This is a genomic window from Mucilaginibacter sp. (genome assembly GCF_965201005.1).
In the GTDB taxonomy this organism is placed as follows: domain Bacteria; phylum Bacteroidota; class Bacteroidia; order Sphingobacteriales; family Sphingobacteriaceae; genus Mucilaginibacter_A.
This window is the reverse complement of record NZ_OZ241747.1, coordinates 1,685,568-1,701,131: the sequence shown is the minus strand read 5'-3', so window position 1 is coordinate 1,701,131 and position 15,564 is coordinate 1,685,568. Positions and strand designations below refer to the sequence as shown.

The following is a 15,564-nucleotide window of genomic DNA, read 5'->3' as shown; positions in this document are numbered from 1 at the left end:
CCAACTCATTATGGCAAACATACCCATAGCAGGCGCGGTACTGTCAGAACCTTCAAATCATAAAAATACCAATTATACAACAGCCCTTACTACGCTGGCGGTATTGTATTTTATGAATGGTTTTATCACTTGCTTAAACGATACGCTTGTGCCTTTTTTTAAAAGCGGGTTTACGTTAAGCTATTCGGAATCTTCCCTGGTGCAATTTTACTTTTTTCTAACTTACGGGATCATGTCTTTTCCGGCAGGTAAAATAGTGGAGCGCATCGGTTATAAAAACGGAATGGTGCTTGGCTTTTTTGTATCGGCGTTTGGGGCGATGTTGTTTGTGCCTGCTTCTATCATGCACCAGTATTATATATTTCTGGCTGCCTTGTTTGTGCTGGCAATAGGTGTGGTTTTGTTACAGGTAGCGGCAAATCCGTACATCACCATTTTAGGGCCGTCAAAAACAGCATCGTCAAGATTAACGCTTATACAAGCTGTCGGTTCTATCGGAACAACTGTTGCCCCGATATTTGGTGCTCATTTTATTTTATCACGGTTGCAGGAAGCGCATTCCTCCAGTGATGCGGTAAAATATCCATACATCGGGATTGCGGTAATGCTAATTGTGATTGCTTTGGTGGTTTTAGCGTTAAAATTACCGGATTTGAAACCAGGTAAAAATACGAATGCTTCTTTTACCGGTCAAAATAAGTCATTGTTTTCTTTCAGGAATTTGAATCTGGGTGCCATCGGGATATTTGTTTATGTCGGTGCCGAAGTATCATTGGGTACTTTTTTAACAAATTATATTGCTGATACTTTGCAAATTCCGGTTAACCAGGCCAATACTTTTGTGGCTTATTATTGGGGAAGTATGCTGATCGGACGATTAATTGGTTCATTTATCCTTAAAAAAACCAAGCCCTCAATTGTATTGTCTGTTTGTGCTGCATTCGCTATCCTGCTGATTGCCGTTTCCATCAACTCTGGCGGATACCTTGCCGTTTGGAGCATGATTGCTGTTGGCTTATGTAATTCAGTCATGTTTGCCATTATATTTTCGCTTTCGGTAAAAGGCGTTGGCAAATATACTACTCAGGCTTCGGGCATCTTATCTACCGCAATAGCCGGAGGCGCAATTGTTTCTTTTTCACAAGGATTACTTAAAGACCATTCTACCTGGTTTTTTGCTTTTCTGATCCCGATGGCCTGCTATTTTTATATTATGTTTTACGGTATCAACGGATACAAATCAAAATCAGAAAACGATGAATTATAAAAAACTATCTTTTTTAGTGATGATGGCTATTTCTACCCATCTATGTTTTGGGCAAGTAAGCGGATCAGACCCGGAAATACCGCCTCCGGTATCCAACCCTTGTTTTCCGGGTGCTTACTATCGTAAAGCGGTCAGCAGTTTTGATGATTGGACCGGTATTTCAGGCGTGGTAAAATTAGGTTATCCTAAAGTTGATGAAAACCGCCTGGGTGCAAAAACAAACCAGCCGCTTGATAATTTTTCTGTTTATATGGGCGGCAATGCCGATGGTAAACACGAGCTGGACGCCGGGCTGACCTGGGAATTTTCAACAGATGCCACCGGTAAAAGAAGCAGCAGGCGCAACTCCTGGCGGCCATTTTGGAGGGCCGGAAGTTGGAACAGCGCACCGGACAAACCTGAATTTACCTGGAAACCGGGCGACAAAGTACAAATGTCGGTGAAAATGATTGCTCCCGAAAAATTGCGCATGACGATTGCGGACGTAAACCATCCCGAAAAAAAGTTTGAAGTAGATTATGACGTTCCTGGTTTTACTTATCAGGTAAAACGGCAGTTTAAGCGTGTTAATGCCATAGACCAGGTGCACAATGAAGGAAAGCCGGTACAAGCAACAACAGCCAAAGTTACAGGTGCCGAATGGTTTAGCACTACTTTATTCCGTGGCGTAAATGCAAAAACACTGCCCATGAACAAAAGCCGGTTTACAGATATGCGTTGCAGCGATGCCTCTCACATTAAAGTAACTGAAACAAACAACGAAATTGGTGCTGAAAAAATAGATATTTTGGGTAATCCATAAATTTAAGAGCTTGTAGAAATTTACATCAGGACAACTTAACATGCTTCTTTTATCGATATAAATCTCGTTGTCAAAATTTATATCGATAAAAGAAGCATAAGCTTTTCCGTTTTTTTAGTCGATAAAAGAAGCATCGAAAATAAATTCAATAAAATTTAACAGGAAGAATTAAAAGCACTATTGGAAAGATTTGAGTTTGAGGCTTTTTGTTGAAGTTATTGATAAATAATTATGCATCGGGCAACTTCGGCCTACCAGCCTGAATGATCAAACTCAGCATATCCAATTTTAAAATAATTAACAAAACCTTCAAATGTCCAACTCAAATTCCTTTTTCACAGGACAAGCCAATTCATTACTGCCTTACAAATTTCCGCTGGCTGCTGTAATCGTAGCGTCCTTAGGTTATTTTGTAGATATTTATGATTTACTGCTTTTCAGTATCGTACGCATACCCAGTTTAAAATCTTTAGGTTTGGTTGGAAATGCATTGACAAACAGCGGCATTTTGCTGTTGAATGTTCAAATGATTGGCTTGCTGGTAGGCGGGATTTTTTGGGGGATTTTGGGAGACAAAAAAGGCCGGCTTTCCGTTCTGTTCGGATCAATACTTGTGTACTCCATAGCTAATTTGGCCAACGGCTGGGTAGATAGCGTGCATTGGTACGCAATATGGCGTTTTGTGGCCGGCTTCGGTTTAGCCGGCGAACTTGGGGCCGGTATTACGCTGGTGGCAGAACTGATGCCTAAAGAAAAACGCGGCTATGCTACTACAATCGTAGCCGCTATTGGTGTAAGCGGTGCAGTGGCAGCTTATGTTATTGCACAACATTTTGACTGGCGGACTTCTTTTTTTATTGGAGGCGGTTTGGGCTTAACATTGTTGCTCCTGCGCATTGGCGTTGCCGAATCCGGAATTTTTGGTAAGTCAAAGGAAAAATCGGTTAGCAGAGGTAACTTTTTTGCTTTATTTTCCAGATGGCCTCGTTTGGTACGTTATGTACGATGCATTTTAATTGGGGTGCCTTTGTGGTTCGTAGTGGGTATTTTAATTACTTTTTCGCCAGAATTTGGAAAAGTTTTGGGCATAAAAGGTGTTGTTAACGCCGGTGCTGCGGTAGCGTTTTGTTATGGAGGCCTGGTTTTGGGCGATATCGTGAGCGGCTTGTTAAGTCAGCTATTGAAAAACCGTTTGAAGGTTGTGGGCATCTATCTGTTATTATCTGTAATTTCAATCTCCTGCTATTTTCTATTCAAGGATATTTCCCTTCAGCTGTTTTATATTATTTGCGCATTTATGGGTTTTTCAGTAGGCTATTGGGTTATTTTTATGACTATTGCGACAGAACAGTTTGGCACAAATATCAGGGCAACCGTAACCACAACTGTGCCTAATTTTGTACGTGGCGCGGTTGTGCCGCTTACTTTGCTGTTTCAATATCTGCGGCATTTGCTGGATAATTCCCTTATCTATGCAGGCATTGCGGTTGGTTCTTTGTGCCTTTTACTGGCATTCTGGTCGCTCAGTTATATGATAGATACATTTGGGAAAGACCTGGATTTTCAGGAAGATATCTAAAAACCAGCAGTTTGCCGGATCGAATATTTGTTTTAATCGATACAGATTAAAACCTGTATCGATTGAATTGATTTACGATACTTCTTTTATCACCTAAAAAACAGGAAACCATATATCTTTTATATAATGAAAAAATTTATAAAAACGAAAATTATAGGCATAAAAGAAGCATCCTAATTTCCCTGATATAAATCCAAACAGGCTTTTATAATTTAGGATATGTATTTATTTAATAACTTATTTAACATCTGATGAAATGAAAATTAAAATGATAATGCTGTTTTTGATAATTTGTACCAGTGCTGGCCGTATAGCTGCCCAAAATCCGGAAACAAAGCTCAACTGGAAACTGGCTGCGCAAGCTTACACCTTTAAGCGCTTTACATTTTTTGAAGCGGTAGATAAAACTGATAGCTGTGGTTTAAACTATATAGAAGCTTTTAGAGGCCAGGAGCTCGGCGGAGGGTTAGCGGGTACCATGGATTTCCATATGGATACTGCAAAGCGTATGCAAATTTTAGAAAAGCTAAAAAAGAAAGGCATCAAAATGGTGTCGTTCGGGGTAATTAACGGTACCGATGAAGCAGATTGGCGCAAATTGTTTGAATTTGCAAAAGCCATGCAAATCGAAAATATTGTATCTGAACCCAAGGAAGAAGAACTTGGAATGCTGTCGGGACTTTGTGATGAATTTAAAATCAACCTGGCTATTCATAACCATACCGATCCGTCGCATTATTGGAACCCAGATATATTATTAAAGGCAATAAAAGGCAAAAGCAGCCGAATTGGGGCCTGTGCTGATATTGGTCATTGGATCCGCTCAGGGTTAGATCCGTTAACGTGTTTAAAAAAGTTAAAAGGACATATCAAAGAATTACATTTTAAAGATTTGAACGAAAAAAGCAAGTATGCGCATGATGTTCATTGGGGAACTGGTGTTTCTAATGTTGATGCATTGATAGCAGAACTAAAGAAACAGCGTTTTAAAGGTATCATCGCTGCTGAATATGAATATAATTGGTACAATAATGTACCGGATGTAACCGCCAGCATCAAATACTTCAGACAAGCGTTATCAAAATAATATTTGTCTTACAAGCTGTTTGAACTTCCATCGCAGACAAGCAGATGCTTCTTTTATGCCAGTAAATTTGTGTCTTTCCGGTTATTTGCTAATCAAAAAAACGCGTCAAAAACCACCATATTTTAGGTGATAAAAGAAGCATGGCAACTACGTTCAATTGTTTTTTTAAACAGTTTGTAAGACAAATGGACTCTTTTATGCATTAATACCTAAAAAACTCATTTTCAATATAAAACACGAGAAATTCCCTCCAGTCTCTACTATTTATTTTTTTGGAGATGCCCTCAAATTCAGGTCTTCAACAGATATGGTAATCATACGGCCGATTGGTTTAGTGCCCCGGTAAGTAATCATACGCAACTGGGTCGCCTCTTTAGGAACCCCGAGTGGTGATGTGTATTTGGGATAAAACCAGTCTGGAAATGAATTATCGAAAGTGTAGTAAATATCTAATCCGGGCACTTCGGTAGTGAGGGAAACTTTTACAGTATTGTCATTCATCATCATCGTGTTTATAATTGGATCATATACACTTGGTGCATACTTTATTTGAGCTACATCGAACCTTTCAAATTGCTTTTCTACGCGTGCAAAAAAGTACGGCCAGTTTTTTTTCGCCTTTGGAGACCACAGTATTTCGGAAATAGCGAAACCACGCGGCCAAGTCATGTATTCTGCATGGCGTATATTATATACATTCTCGGTCCATAAATTAGCCTGTCCGCCCTTAACATAGCGTGAGTCGATGCTATCCGGCACTGGCTCAAACTGGTAAGCTTTATTTAAACGCAGGGTTGCATAAATGCGGGGTTCGATGGCTGGGTCGCCCTGCATATAGTCTAAATAGGCAAACGTATTTGGGCTCATGACTACATCGTGGTGCATTTGTGCCGCCTTAATGCCGCCCTGCATCCCGTGCCAACTCATAACCATAGCGTTTGGGGCAATGCCTCCTTCCAGGATCTCGTCCCAGCCCATAAACTTTTTGCCTTTTGATTCCACTAATTTTTCCACGCGCTTTTCAAAATAAGACTGCACTTCATTCATGTCCTTTAGGTTTTCACGCTTCATCAGGTCTTTAATGGCATCACTTTTCTCCCAGAAATTCTTGGCAGCTTCATCGCCGCCCATGTGTATGTATTCAAAAGGGAATAAAGCTGCCACTTCGGTAATCACCTTATCCAGAAACTCATATACATTTTCATTGGCCGGGCACAAGTTATTGTCAATGATTGCAGAAAATTTAGAACCATCCAGTTGCATAATACGTTCGCCCGAGCGTACCGAATAAGTGTTGGCATCCGGCGTGCAAGACAGTTCGGGGTAAGCAACTATAGCAGCAAGGCTATGGCCGGGTACATCAATCTCGGGCAATATGTTAACATAGCGGTCTTGCGCATATTTTATAATTTCTTTAAGGTCTTCTTGTGTATAAAAGCCGCCATAATCGCGTGGTTCTTCGGGTTTTGGCGGCGCAAATGTGCCATAATATCCTACCCTTTTAACCGCCCAAGCTCCCACAGAAGTAAGTTTCGGTAGGCTTTTAATCTCTATGCGCCACCCTTCATTATCTGTGAGGTGCATGTGTAACACATTGTATTTATAACGCACCATGTTATCTATGTATCGCTTTACTTCTGTTTTAGTAAAAAAGTGACGGGCAACATCTAACATCAAACCCCTCCACTGAAACCTGGGATAATCGGTAATACTTACGCAAGGGGCAATCCATTTTACACCTTTAATCAACGCAGGGCTTTCAATTTCTTTAGGTAGTAACTGCAAAAGGGTTTGAACACCATAAAATAGCCCGGCGGGTTTATTTGCGTTGATACTAATACCAGCAGGCTTTACAATTAGCTGATAACCCTCGTTGCCTATGACCTCATTCTTAACATTATTTAGTATCAATGATATTGTTGAATTATGTATATTCCCCATCCTAATATTGGCACCTGTTGAGGTGCTGATATGCAGTTTAAGAAAATCAATTACCGGCACAACCTCAGCTGTAGCATTTGTTCGGATAGAAATATTTTTAGGCATAATAAATTGCCCTGCTTTACGGATAATCGTGACCGGTTCAGGTATCACAGCAATGTTGGTTTTGTTGGTTTGGGCTGATACTGTGATGGTTAAGCAACAGAACAAAGTATAGAATAAATTCCTCATAGGTTTCAAAAATAGTGCTTTGTAAGGCATACAGTATAACAAATTCTCAAATAAGAATATTTTTATTTGTATAAGAGCCTATTTAAATTTTGTCCAACTTCTTTCAGATGCTTCTTTTATTACCCTAAAAACAGGAAATATCAATGCTTCTTTTATCGGTATAATATTCAAAAAATATTACAGGCATAAAAGAAGTACCACTATTTTTGGTAGTGTAAAATGAACTGTCGTACGTTTACTGAAGTAAAAAACGTATGGATCAAGGCCGATGAACTGTTGGTAATAAATACCGTCTGGCACGTTCTGTCCCCATTCGTTTTTACATCTCAAAACTGAATAGTTCGTTAGGCAACAAGCCTGTGTTTACGACGATAGTTCACGAGGTGTAATTATTGTTTATCTAAACCTAAAGTCATGAAGTTTGTTGGAATCGACATCGCAAAAGGCACCTTTGTGGCTGCTTGTCCTGTACAAAACGGCTACCAGACAAAAAGCTGTCCCAATGATGCCAAAGGGGTAAAAAAATTCATCGGCTCTATTTCAAATGCAGACTATCATTGTGTTTTAGAGGCTACTGGAAATTATGGGACTTTACTACTTTATATGCTTAGCGAGCAAGAGATAGCCGTAAGCCTAGTCAATCCCAAACAGATCAAGTATTTTGCCAGAATGATGATGGTCGTGACCAAAACTTACTTTGTAGATGCTAAACTAATTGCATTGTACGGAGAAAAAATGCAGCCACCGATCTATGAAATGCCTACAGCAGCAATTTTATTTACAATCCTTACTGATAACCCAGCTACAGATTTAGCATAATTTTTTTTGAGCATGAATTGGTCGCAAAGCTGGGCAAACAATGTTTCAATACGTTTTCTGACTTTTCTAAAAACAGGAGCAATGACTTTTTTATTTTCCTGATTACTACGCAGAGGTGTTTTTAGTTCGATTTTTGCTAAGCTAAATAAGTCTATTTGATGCGTCTTTGACAAGTACCCTTTATCACCAACAAGAATACAGTTATTTAATCCTGAATGCTTTACATCATTAAGATAGCAGCTATCATGAACGCTTGCTTTGCTGAGGTCCATAGCGTGAAATACGCCGTTAACCGAAGTAATCATGTGTAGCTTATAGCCGTAGTAATAAGCTTTATTGACTGCTGAATAACCCTTGTCCGGAGCTGTTTCAAAATCCCCCCTGCAGATCTTTGAGGATTTTTCACGGGCAATTTTGCAAACAGGTACAGGGATAGAGTTTATAATAAATACATTCTCGCCCTCATTCATGCTGTCTGCCAGGAACTGGTTTAATCGTTGTAAATGGTGGGCAAGTGCTTTTTAACGAAGGTTAAAATTACTGCGGTGGATCAGTTGCGGAAACTGCTCAAAATAATCCTTTTTTAGCTTTCCGAATAAATAAGTTTCTGAATCAATCTCGATAGGTTCTGCCGAGAGCGCCAATGCAAGTATATCGCAATCAGAAAGCTTGGGCTTTCTTGGATAAAACTTAAAGTTATCATCAGTATTAATGGATGACTTGAAAACAGATTTGATAATGTCTAAAAAAATCATGAAATTGCTCGAAAGGTTGTGCATAAAGAATAGTTTACTTGGTCGTAATCCTTCTTTAAGATACTGTTTTACAACGTATTGTACAACATTTTCTTATATTTTTATCTCCCGTTTTTAATCGCACTACACGTTAGTATATTTTAAGTTTAACACATCCACGTAAGTTAAACCGGTATAGCAGCAAAAAACAAATACGTCCCTGACTATTTCCAGCCGCTCTACAGCTAATTGCTTTTTATGAATTTTATCCAATTCCGTCTTGGTTAAAAACTCCTTTTCTACCTTTTGATGCCTGATTTTAAAATTCTTGAACGTATCATTTGGTAACCAGTCCAGCCTAATGGCAAAATTCGTCATTTTACGCAGACGGATGAGGTGTTTCATCACACCGTTGTTGTTCATTGGCTTTTGATGGTCCAATGGCTTATGTGATTGCAAATAAATCTCAAAGTCTGCAATAAATTTATAGTTGATCTCGTGCAGGAGCACGTCCTTTTTCCGGAACCGCTTTTCCATAAATTTTACAAGGTAGCGCTGGGTAACATAATAGTGTTTTAAAGTGCTCCAGGTGAGCTCGTGTTTTGCCTGTTCGTTGTGGTATTCAACCAACCTGCTTAAAGTATTGAGTTCGGTACTTTCTGTACCGAAAAAGCATCCCTGATTGCGTCAGGTGTTATTAGTTTACCCTTCTACCTGTAACTCCTGGTAGCAGTTACTCAAAGCAAGCCGTACCTGATCTAAACCGTTATTAATATATTTAGCGGCCTCAACCTTTCCTTTACTAGAACCGCGGCTCGTATCCCAAATGGCTAGATCGACCCATTGTTTTAGTGCAAAATGGACAATTTCACCATTTACAGTGATCCTGGCATAGATAGGTGCCTTGTCGTTTTTAATTTTATCCTGCCTGATAATGAACTGGATACCAAATGTATTGCTCGTTTTCATGTCCCTTTTCTCCTTTATTTTAATAAAATTTGTTTCAATTTTGGAATTGAACCCTCCGGTTTTAGGTATCAAAAAGGGGCAAAAAAGACAATGTTTTATGGCACATTTAGATTTGTAAATTACTGATATACAGTTTTTTAGACCACTTTTCAATACCTCGAAAGTAAAAATTGAAAACAGGTTACGGAATAGGTATTGTAAACCTTGAGAAAGTTTGACCTGATTTGATATGGTTAAAAACATAAAAGCCTGTAAATCAATTAATTTACAGGCTTTTTAAAACCATTTAAGGTGCTTTTTGTGCGCCCACCTGGGCTCGAACCAGGGACCAAAAGATTATGAGTCTTCTACTCTAACCAACTGAGCTATAGGCGCGGTTATTTATGCTGCAATTTTACAAAATAGTAATCAGATTCTGAATACCTCAGTCAAAAAATAATCGATATCGATTGATACGTGATTATAATTTTAAAATATATTTTAATAAATAATATTATGAATATATATTAGTAAAATTATTAAATGAATTTAACCATTTATTACTAACCTATTATTGTTAAACCCAACACTTTGGGCTTTGGAAATTTATTATTTACTGGCTATTGCTGTTGATTCTTTTACTGGATATAATTTTTATATGAAAAAACCTTACTTAGATAATCATACCAAGTTAGATGAACCAGCCTTACAAAGGGCTTTTATTTACAACCTTAACAAAATCCATCCTCTTTTGATAAAGTTTAAAAATCAGCTTAGCTATTTAGCTGATGAAAGTTGTTATGGTGATTTAGAAAATGCAATCCAGGAGCTTTCTGCAGAAGTTGAGTCACATGTTGCCCGTATCGATATTATTTTTAATACCCTGCACAAAAACCCCGACATGCAACATAGCACCTCTACGCAAAGTATTTTAAGCGTTTTGGTACCGGATGAAAACAGCTACTTACAAGATAATTTATCAAAAGATTTAAGCTTAGTCTTTTATATTCAAAAAATATTAAGCGTTAAAAAATTTTATTATTCAACTTTGAAATCAATTGCCGGTTCGTTAAATAATATCGATATCAAACAGTATTTGCAATATAGTTATGATGAATGTGAATCTAATCAAACCATGTTTAAACTGATTGCCAAAGAATATATGGAAAGTTCTATCAATCCATTTTTATGCTGAAATCTTATTATAAGAAAAAATAGGTCGTAAAAACAGTATTCCCGGATGTTAAACTAAAAAAAGCTGTTATTTACATAACAGCTTTTTTTTAACTATGCTTTTTTTGCCTACTAATTTTCGGTATGCAGCCTACTGCTTACAATTTCTGAGGGGTAATTTCCGCAGGTGTTAAACGGGCTTTTCCGTTGGTGAAAATGGCGTGGTTTCTTGGCCCAAATCCAGTTCTTTCTTCAGATGAAGATTCTTCCGCTTTGTGCTCGGATTCTTCTGTGCCAATTTTTGAGTAAGAATCCGTTTTTCTGTATTTAGAACTAAAACTACTTGAGCCAAAATGGTAAGTTACACTTAAAGCTCCAAATAAATTACCCTTCAAAATGTTTTTAATGGTTTCGCCGCTGATTAGTTTTTTACCATTGATAGGAACTGTATAAATATTATAAGATCCGCCCATTGCCTTAAATTGAAAGTGGTTTTTTTGTAACCCAACAGTTATAGCTGCATAACTGCTTGACGCATAGGTGGATTTAACATCACCATTGATAATCATGCTATTTGCAATGCCAGCATTGAACACACCGCCGGGATGCGCCCTGTTGTAATCCCGAACCCATTCATCATTACCGGTTTGCACGGCACTGCTGTTTGCAAAAGTGCGATTTTTGATACCGGAGTTGTTGGTTTCACCGGTATATTCTGCATCTATTGTAAGATGACTGCCGCCACCTTCAGCAATTTTTCCCAGCCCAAAATTGATTAGATGAGCTAATACGGTGTACCGGTAATAAGTAGAACCTTGCGAAAGATCGAAAAATCTTTTATTTGGGTTGGTCTCTTCATCTGTTGACAGATAAGTGGCATCGGTAGCGAGCAAAATTGGCCCTACATTTAAACCTAAGTGTGCGCCCCAGTTAAAATAAGTATTCTTAAATTGTGGAACTGCCCCTAAAGGGCCGGGGGTTGTATTATTGTCATATCCGACTTTACGCTGGCCGCCGCCTAAAATTATCCCAAATTCTGGAAATATAACCGGCTTTACCCCTTTTTCAATAATGTTTAAGGAGTTGGTAAAATACAAATCAGACTCTACCCTTAGCTCAAACCCGTTTTGTGTGATACGGGAACCTTTCTGGTTCAAATATACACCGTTCAAAAACTCCGGAACAAAATCTACTGCATCAAAAGCAGCACGATATTCTGTGTGCCTGCTGCCTAAACTAATGCGTGGGTTAAACATCACTACATTTTTGGTTTCACTGGTTTCTGTAGTGTTATAATAATTTGCAATGGTACTGCCAACATTCCGCAGTGATAAATAGGCATCCGGTCTGATAACCACAGGTGCATCCGGTGCAGCAACAGCCAGCAATACCAAATCCGAAGTGGACATGTTATCTACCTTAGCTTCACCAAAACCCAATGATTTTAATTTTTCTGTGCCATGATTGATCAATTGGCCCAAACGTACAGGTGTAAATTCATTAGTTTGCCGTGCAGGTACAGTCCCTTTTCCGTTTACCAAACTTCTCAACAATTTCACGGCGTCCCGTTCACCGTAATGCAAAGCTGTTAAAGTCATGATCTCCAATGCCTTATCTTGCGGGTGCATTTGTACTTTATCTGCATTAAGTACAGAATCTTCAGTCAATAATACCGGACCGGCATTTCCCGGAACGTTGGCATCAAAAAAGTGATTGTTTTTTAATGCATTAACTACGTTGCTCGATTTTCCTTTTTGCAGATCGGCCGCTAAAACATCAACAAACTTTTTTGTTTCCGGATGTCGGTTAATGTCCCCTTCCTGTAAATCAATCAGATCAAATAAAGCACGTTTATAATTTTCATTAGCGGTTTCTTTGGAGATTTTCTCACTTGGGAAGGTATGCTCACGAAAATTCAAAACGGCTTGTTTTTCAGCCTGATATTTATTGGCGTTTTTTGCCTGATATCGGGCTAAAATTTTACCAATTGTAATTGATTGTCCGTTAAAATCAATAATCTCCAAACCCGGCGTTTCGCGTATTTCGCGCGTGGCAGATGTAATGGTAATGGTATTGCTTAATTTAGTTGCATAATCCCGGGCCATATAAGCCAGGTATATGTTTTCTTTCCACTGCTGCGGATTGTTTAGGGCAGAACCCGGTTTGGCCGCGATCATTGCCCGCAGATTACTCAAAACCAATGGGTTGCTCCCGGTTGTAACTTCTGATTGTCCTTCCGTTCTGAAAGTTATGGTTTGCCCTTTAGGAAGATGCTGGTTGACCAAATCAAACAAAACCGCAACACCCTGAGTGCCTTGCTTCACTACATATTGCAAATCTTCTTTACTAAACAACTGATCAATGGCAACGCCTTTCTTTGGGTCATACTTAGTGGTATCGGATAAAATTTCTGCCGCTTTAACTGCCGCACCCACAAAACGCGAATCCGGCTTGTAAGGCTGAGTAGTAGTTTGATAGGTTGTTAAAGGCGCGTTTGGGGCATGTTTGATTTTTGCAGTGTCCTGAGGTGCTTTGTATTGAGCATTTGCCTGGTTACTAAGCATAACATAACTGCATGAAATGGCAATACAGAGAACAAGCTTAGGTTTAAAATAATTTTTGGTAAGGAAAATTCTTTTCATAAAGGTTTCTATAATGATGGTGTAATATTAGTGTAATTAAATTTATTTCGGTAATATGTTTATAATTTATTTAGTGTAAAACTGATTCCTGCTTTCAAGCGCATAGCTTTGCTGCTAAAACGATTATGTAAGCCTGTTGGTTTCATCTATTTTTCTTGTACCAAACAGTTAAGCAGGCATTTACAGAACAAACAAACACTTAAATCCACTGTAAACACAAACTATACCATTGTAATTCTGGCTTGAAAAAATTGATGTTATCTTATCATAAACAACATTTGGGGAATTATTGCCCTGCTTTGAAAAACCGGGACAGAACTGATTTTGAGTTTAGCAAAAACTCTGATCCAAAAACCTAAAAACAATAAATATTTTTCAATTTACTTTCGATGCTTCTTTTATCGGCTAAAAATCAGTGGGTTGTATTTATGAATGATATAAGCTACCAATTTTATAGTGCTAAAAGAAGCATCAGTTCTTCTAAGTAAGATTTTAAAAGGCTTAAAACACAATCGACTTAAAACAGCTTTGGCACAATTACATAATACTGTTTTTATCATACATTTTTCAGGATTTTCTCAAAATGATCCTTTAGCTTCACCAGGCACAATCTGGTTTAAATTTGAAACCACATCTTCCCCTTTAAAGCCAAACAAATATTGTTCTTTGATAATTGCGGCCACTGCGGGCGGTACAAAACCTTCCCAACCGAGTATGTCCTGCTTAATCATTTGTAAAACATTGTCCGTTTGCACATGCAGGTTGCTTTCGTTAAAATCTTTAATGTCTTCAATTTTATCGTTTACAATCAGGTAGTCAAACAAATCAACCAGATGTGCAGGAGGAGAAAACTTCAAGCAGTTTTGTATTTCACCATTACTTAAAGTTGGATAAATGAGCAACTTTACTTTCCTGCTGAACAGCGTGGCAAATGATTCTAAAATCCCGCCCGGCAAATTAACATAATGCTCTTCTGAAAAAATATATTCCAGATTTGGATAACCCAAGACCACGCCAATTTTAAGTTTGGTAATTTTTGAAAGATAAGCCACCAGTTTATAATATTCGTGGAAATTGGAAATCAAAACCGTTTGCCCGAGCGAACATAAAATATCTACCCGGTCCAGGAAATCTTTTTCATCAATCTCTGCATCCGGATCGGCGTTACGCTCTTTTAAAGATTGCAAAGTCAGCTCTGTAATCACTACAACTTTGGTGGCATCAACATCAGGTTCCTGCTTAAACTGCTCTACGCCACGGGTTAGCATATCCAGATGCACGTTGAGCAGCGGCCGGAAACGCCCGCGCATAACCACAATATGCTTTTTATACAATACTTCGGTGGGCTGCAGGTTTTTTCCGTCAGGACCGAAAACTGCAGCATCCGAAAAACCAAATTTCACCAGGTGCAAACTCATCAGCCGGTTATCAATTTTACTGAAACCCGGGCCTTCAAACCGAATCATATCAATTTGAATACGGTCTGTCGTAAGGTTATCGATCAAAGATTTCAAAAAAACCGGCGGCATTTCATTATAATAAAAACAGGCATAAAGGAGGTTTACGCCCAAAACCCCGACCGCCTGCTGCTGCAAAACGTTATCATTGTCCAGCAACTTTACATGCACGATCACGTTATGCTCCGGCCCGTTCGGCTCCAACTGAAAACGAACGCCCATCCAGCCGTGGCCATCATTGGTTTTCAGGTAATTTAAAGCAGAAAAAGTTCCGGCAAAAGCAAAAAACGTAGAATTGTCGCCGCGTTGTGAAGCCAAACGCTCCAGCAGCAAACAGTACTCATGGTCCAGCATAGAGTTTAACCGCTGCTCGCTTACATAACGTTTGGTTTGCTGCACGCCATAAATCGCGTCAGAAAAAGTCATGTCATAAGCAGACATCGTTTTGGCAATTGTGCCAGCCGCGGCACCGGCTTTAAAAAAATGTGCCGCAACATCCTGCCCTGCCCCGATTTCTGCAAAAGAGCCGTAAACTTTAGGATCAAGGTTAACGGCCAGTGCTTTTTGAGTGGTGCTGAGATCTTTATTATAAACATTCATAATATAATAATATTTGTAAACTGAATACCTAACAGACTGATAGCCAGATGATTCTTTTATCACCTAAAATTTTGTCAGCGCAATAAATAACAATCAGCTTGATTTTTTAGGGCTAAAAGAAGCATCGGATGCTTTTAAAACCCGTTAATTTTAGTTCTTTATCGATTATACAAAAATAAATTTAATTTGCATATATCTTTAAAGCTAATCCGCAGGTTTTAGGCTGAATGAAATATAACAACAAAAAAAACAGGCATAAAAAAAGCCCTTCGTTTCCAAAGGGC

Annotated in this window: 13 protein-coding genes and 1 tRNA gene; 6 read left to right on the top strand and 8 right to left on the bottom strand. The window is 38.7% G+C overall.

Annotated features, from left to right (window positions below):
- The first annotated feature begins 10 nt into the window (after nucleotides 1-10).
- From ACOFKR_RS07910 to ACOFKR_RS07895, 4 genes are all read left to right on the top strand, one after another.
- Complete coding sequence (locus ACOFKR_RS07910; protein WP_419803481.1) at nucleotides 11-1,267, top strand: sugar MFS transporter; 1,257 nt, start codon at nucleotides 11-13, stop codon at nucleotides 1,265-1,267.
- Entirely contained in the window at nucleotides 1,257-2,069 is an 813-nt protein-coding gene (locus ACOFKR_RS07905) for a hypothetical protein (protein WP_419803480.1), read from the top strand. Before ACOFKR_RS07910 ends, ACOFKR_RS07905 begins: the two co-directional genes overlap by 11 nt.
- Before the next feature lie 313 nt (nucleotides 2,070-2,382).
- Nucleotides 2,383-3,648: an MFS transporter gene (locus tag ACOFKR_RS07900; protein ID WP_419803479.1), complete on the top strand. Its 1,266-nt coding sequence runs from the start codon at nucleotides 2,383-2,385 to the stop codon at nucleotides 3,646-3,648.
- Nucleotides 3,649-3,904: 256 nt separating this feature from the next.
- The gene (locus ACOFKR_RS07895; protein ID WP_419803478.1) at nucleotides 3,905-4,735 is read left to right on the top strand and encodes a sugar phosphate isomerase/epimerase family protein; all 831 of its coding nucleotides are present in this window, start codon (nucleotides 3,905-3,907) and stop codon (nucleotides 4,733-4,735) included.
- Nucleotides 4,736-4,999: 264 nt separating this feature from the next.
- Here the strand turns inward: ACOFKR_RS07895 and ACOFKR_RS07890 are convergent, their stop codons facing one another.
- A complete protein-coding gene (locus tag ACOFKR_RS07890; protein WP_419803477.1) occupies nucleotides 5,000-6,907 on the bottom strand; it encodes a beta-N-acetylhexosaminidase in 1,908 nt (635 codons plus the stop codon).
- Nucleotides 6,908-7,321: 414 nt separating this feature from the next.
- Between ACOFKR_RS07890 and ACOFKR_RS07885 the strand changes: the two genes are divergently transcribed.
- The gene (locus ACOFKR_RS07885; protein WP_419803476.1) at nucleotides 7,322-7,726 is read left to right on the top strand and encodes an IS110 family transposase; all 405 of its coding nucleotides are present in this window, start codon (nucleotides 7,322-7,324) and stop codon (nucleotides 7,724-7,726) included.
- Here ACOFKR_RS07885 and ACOFKR_RS07880 read toward each other — a convergent pair.
- From ACOFKR_RS07880 to ACOFKR_RS07860, 5 genes are all read right to left on the bottom strand, one after another.
- Complete coding sequence (locus tag ACOFKR_RS07880) at nucleotides 7,657-8,196, bottom strand: IS982 family transposase (RefSeq protein WP_419803475.1); 540 nt, start codon at nucleotides 8,194-8,196, stop codon at nucleotides 7,657-7,659. The two genes, ACOFKR_RS07885 and ACOFKR_RS07880, sit on opposite strands and share 70 nt — an antisense overlap.
- A 51-nt stretch (nucleotides 8,197-8,247) precedes the next feature.
- Nucleotides 8,248-8,481: a hypothetical protein gene (locus tag ACOFKR_RS07875; protein WP_419803474.1), complete on the bottom strand. Its 234-nt coding sequence runs from the start codon at nucleotides 8,479-8,481 to the stop codon at nucleotides 8,248-8,250.
- 123 nt (nucleotides 8,482-8,604) lie between these two features.
- Entirely contained in the window at nucleotides 8,605-9,090 is a 486-nt protein-coding gene (locus tag ACOFKR_RS07870; RefSeq protein ID WP_419803473.1) for a site-specific integrase, read from the bottom strand.
- Between the two features lie 72 nt (nucleotides 9,091-9,162).
- Nucleotides 9,163-9,429, bottom strand: coding sequence for an Arm DNA-binding domain-containing protein (locus ACOFKR_RS07865; RefSeq protein WP_419803472.1), 267 nt, complete (start codon nucleotides 9,427-9,429; stop codon nucleotides 9,163-9,165).
- Nucleotides 9,430-9,730: 301 nt separating this feature from the next.
- Nucleotides 9,731-9,804 (bottom strand) — tRNA-Ile (locus tag ACOFKR_RS07860).
- A gap of 178 nt (nucleotides 9,805-9,982) precedes the next feature.
- Between ACOFKR_RS07860 and ACOFKR_RS07855 the strand changes: the two genes are divergently transcribed.
- Nucleotides 9,983-10,603, top strand: a complete 621-nt coding sequence (locus ACOFKR_RS07855) for a DUF892 family protein (RefSeq protein ID WP_419803471.1) — start codon at nucleotides 9,983-9,985, stop codon at nucleotides 10,601-10,603.
- Between the two features lie 136 nt (nucleotides 10,604-10,739).
- On the opposite strand, the gene ACOFKR_RS07850 is transcribed toward ACOFKR_RS07855, so the two are convergent.
- Together ACOFKR_RS07850 and ACOFKR_RS07845 are read right to left on the bottom strand one after the other, a co-directional pair.
- Nucleotides 10,740-13,145, bottom strand: coding sequence for a hypothetical protein (locus ACOFKR_RS07850; RefSeq protein ID WP_419803470.1), 2,406 nt, complete (start codon nucleotides 13,143-13,145; stop codon nucleotides 10,740-10,742).
- Nucleotides 13,146-13,801: 656 nt separating this feature from the next.
- Nucleotides 13,802-15,280 (bottom strand): TonB-dependent receptor, encoded by a 1,479-nt coding sequence (locus tag ACOFKR_RS07845; RefSeq protein WP_419803469.1) that lies wholly within the window; start codon nucleotides 15,278-15,280, stop codon nucleotides 13,802-13,804.
- Nucleotides 15,281-15,564 lie beyond the last annotated feature (284 nt).

Bases quoted from the DNA above. Each gene is read 5' to 3' on its own strand.
- ACOFKR_RS07890 (WP_419803477.1), bottom strand. From the start codon at position 6,907: ATGAGGAATTTATTCTATACTTTGTTCTGTTGCTTAACCATCACAGTA.
- ACOFKR_RS07845 (WP_419803469.1), bottom strand. From the start codon at position 15,280: ATGAATGTTTATAATAAAGATCTCAGCACCACTCAAAAAGCACTGGCC.
- ACOFKR_RS07910 (WP_419803481.1), top strand. From the start codon at position 11: ATGGCAAACATACCCATAGCAGGCGCGGTACTGTCAGAACCTTCAAAT.
- ACOFKR_RS07865 (WP_419803472.1), bottom strand. From the start codon at position 9,429: ATGAAAACGAGCAATACATTTGGTATCCAGTTCATTATCAGGCAGGAT.
- ACOFKR_RS07875 (WP_419803474.1), bottom strand. From the start codon at position 8,481: ATGATTTTTTTAGACATTATCAAATCTGTTTTCAAGTCATCCATTAAT.
- ACOFKR_RS07880 (WP_419803475.1), bottom strand. From the start codon at position 8,196: ATGAATGAGGGCGAGAATGTATTTATTATAAACTCTATCCCTGTACCT.
- ACOFKR_RS07885 (WP_419803476.1), top strand. From the start codon at position 7,322: ATGAAGTTTGTTGGAATCGACATCGCAAAAGGCACCTTTGTGGCTGCT.
- ACOFKR_RS07850 (WP_419803470.1), bottom strand. From the start codon at position 13,145: ATGCTTAGTAACCAGGCAAATGCTCAATACAAAGCACCTCAGGACACT.
- ACOFKR_RS07900 (WP_419803479.1), top strand. From the start codon at position 2,383: ATGTCCAACTCAAATTCCTTTTTCACAGGACAAGCCAATTCATTACTG.
- ACOFKR_RS07895 (WP_419803478.1), top strand. From the start codon at position 3,905: ATGAAAATTAAAATGATAATGCTGTTTTTGATAATTTGTACCAGTGCT.
- ACOFKR_RS07905 (WP_419803480.1), top strand. From the start codon at position 1,257: ATGAATTATAAAAAACTATCTTTTTTAGTGATGATGGCTATTTCTACC.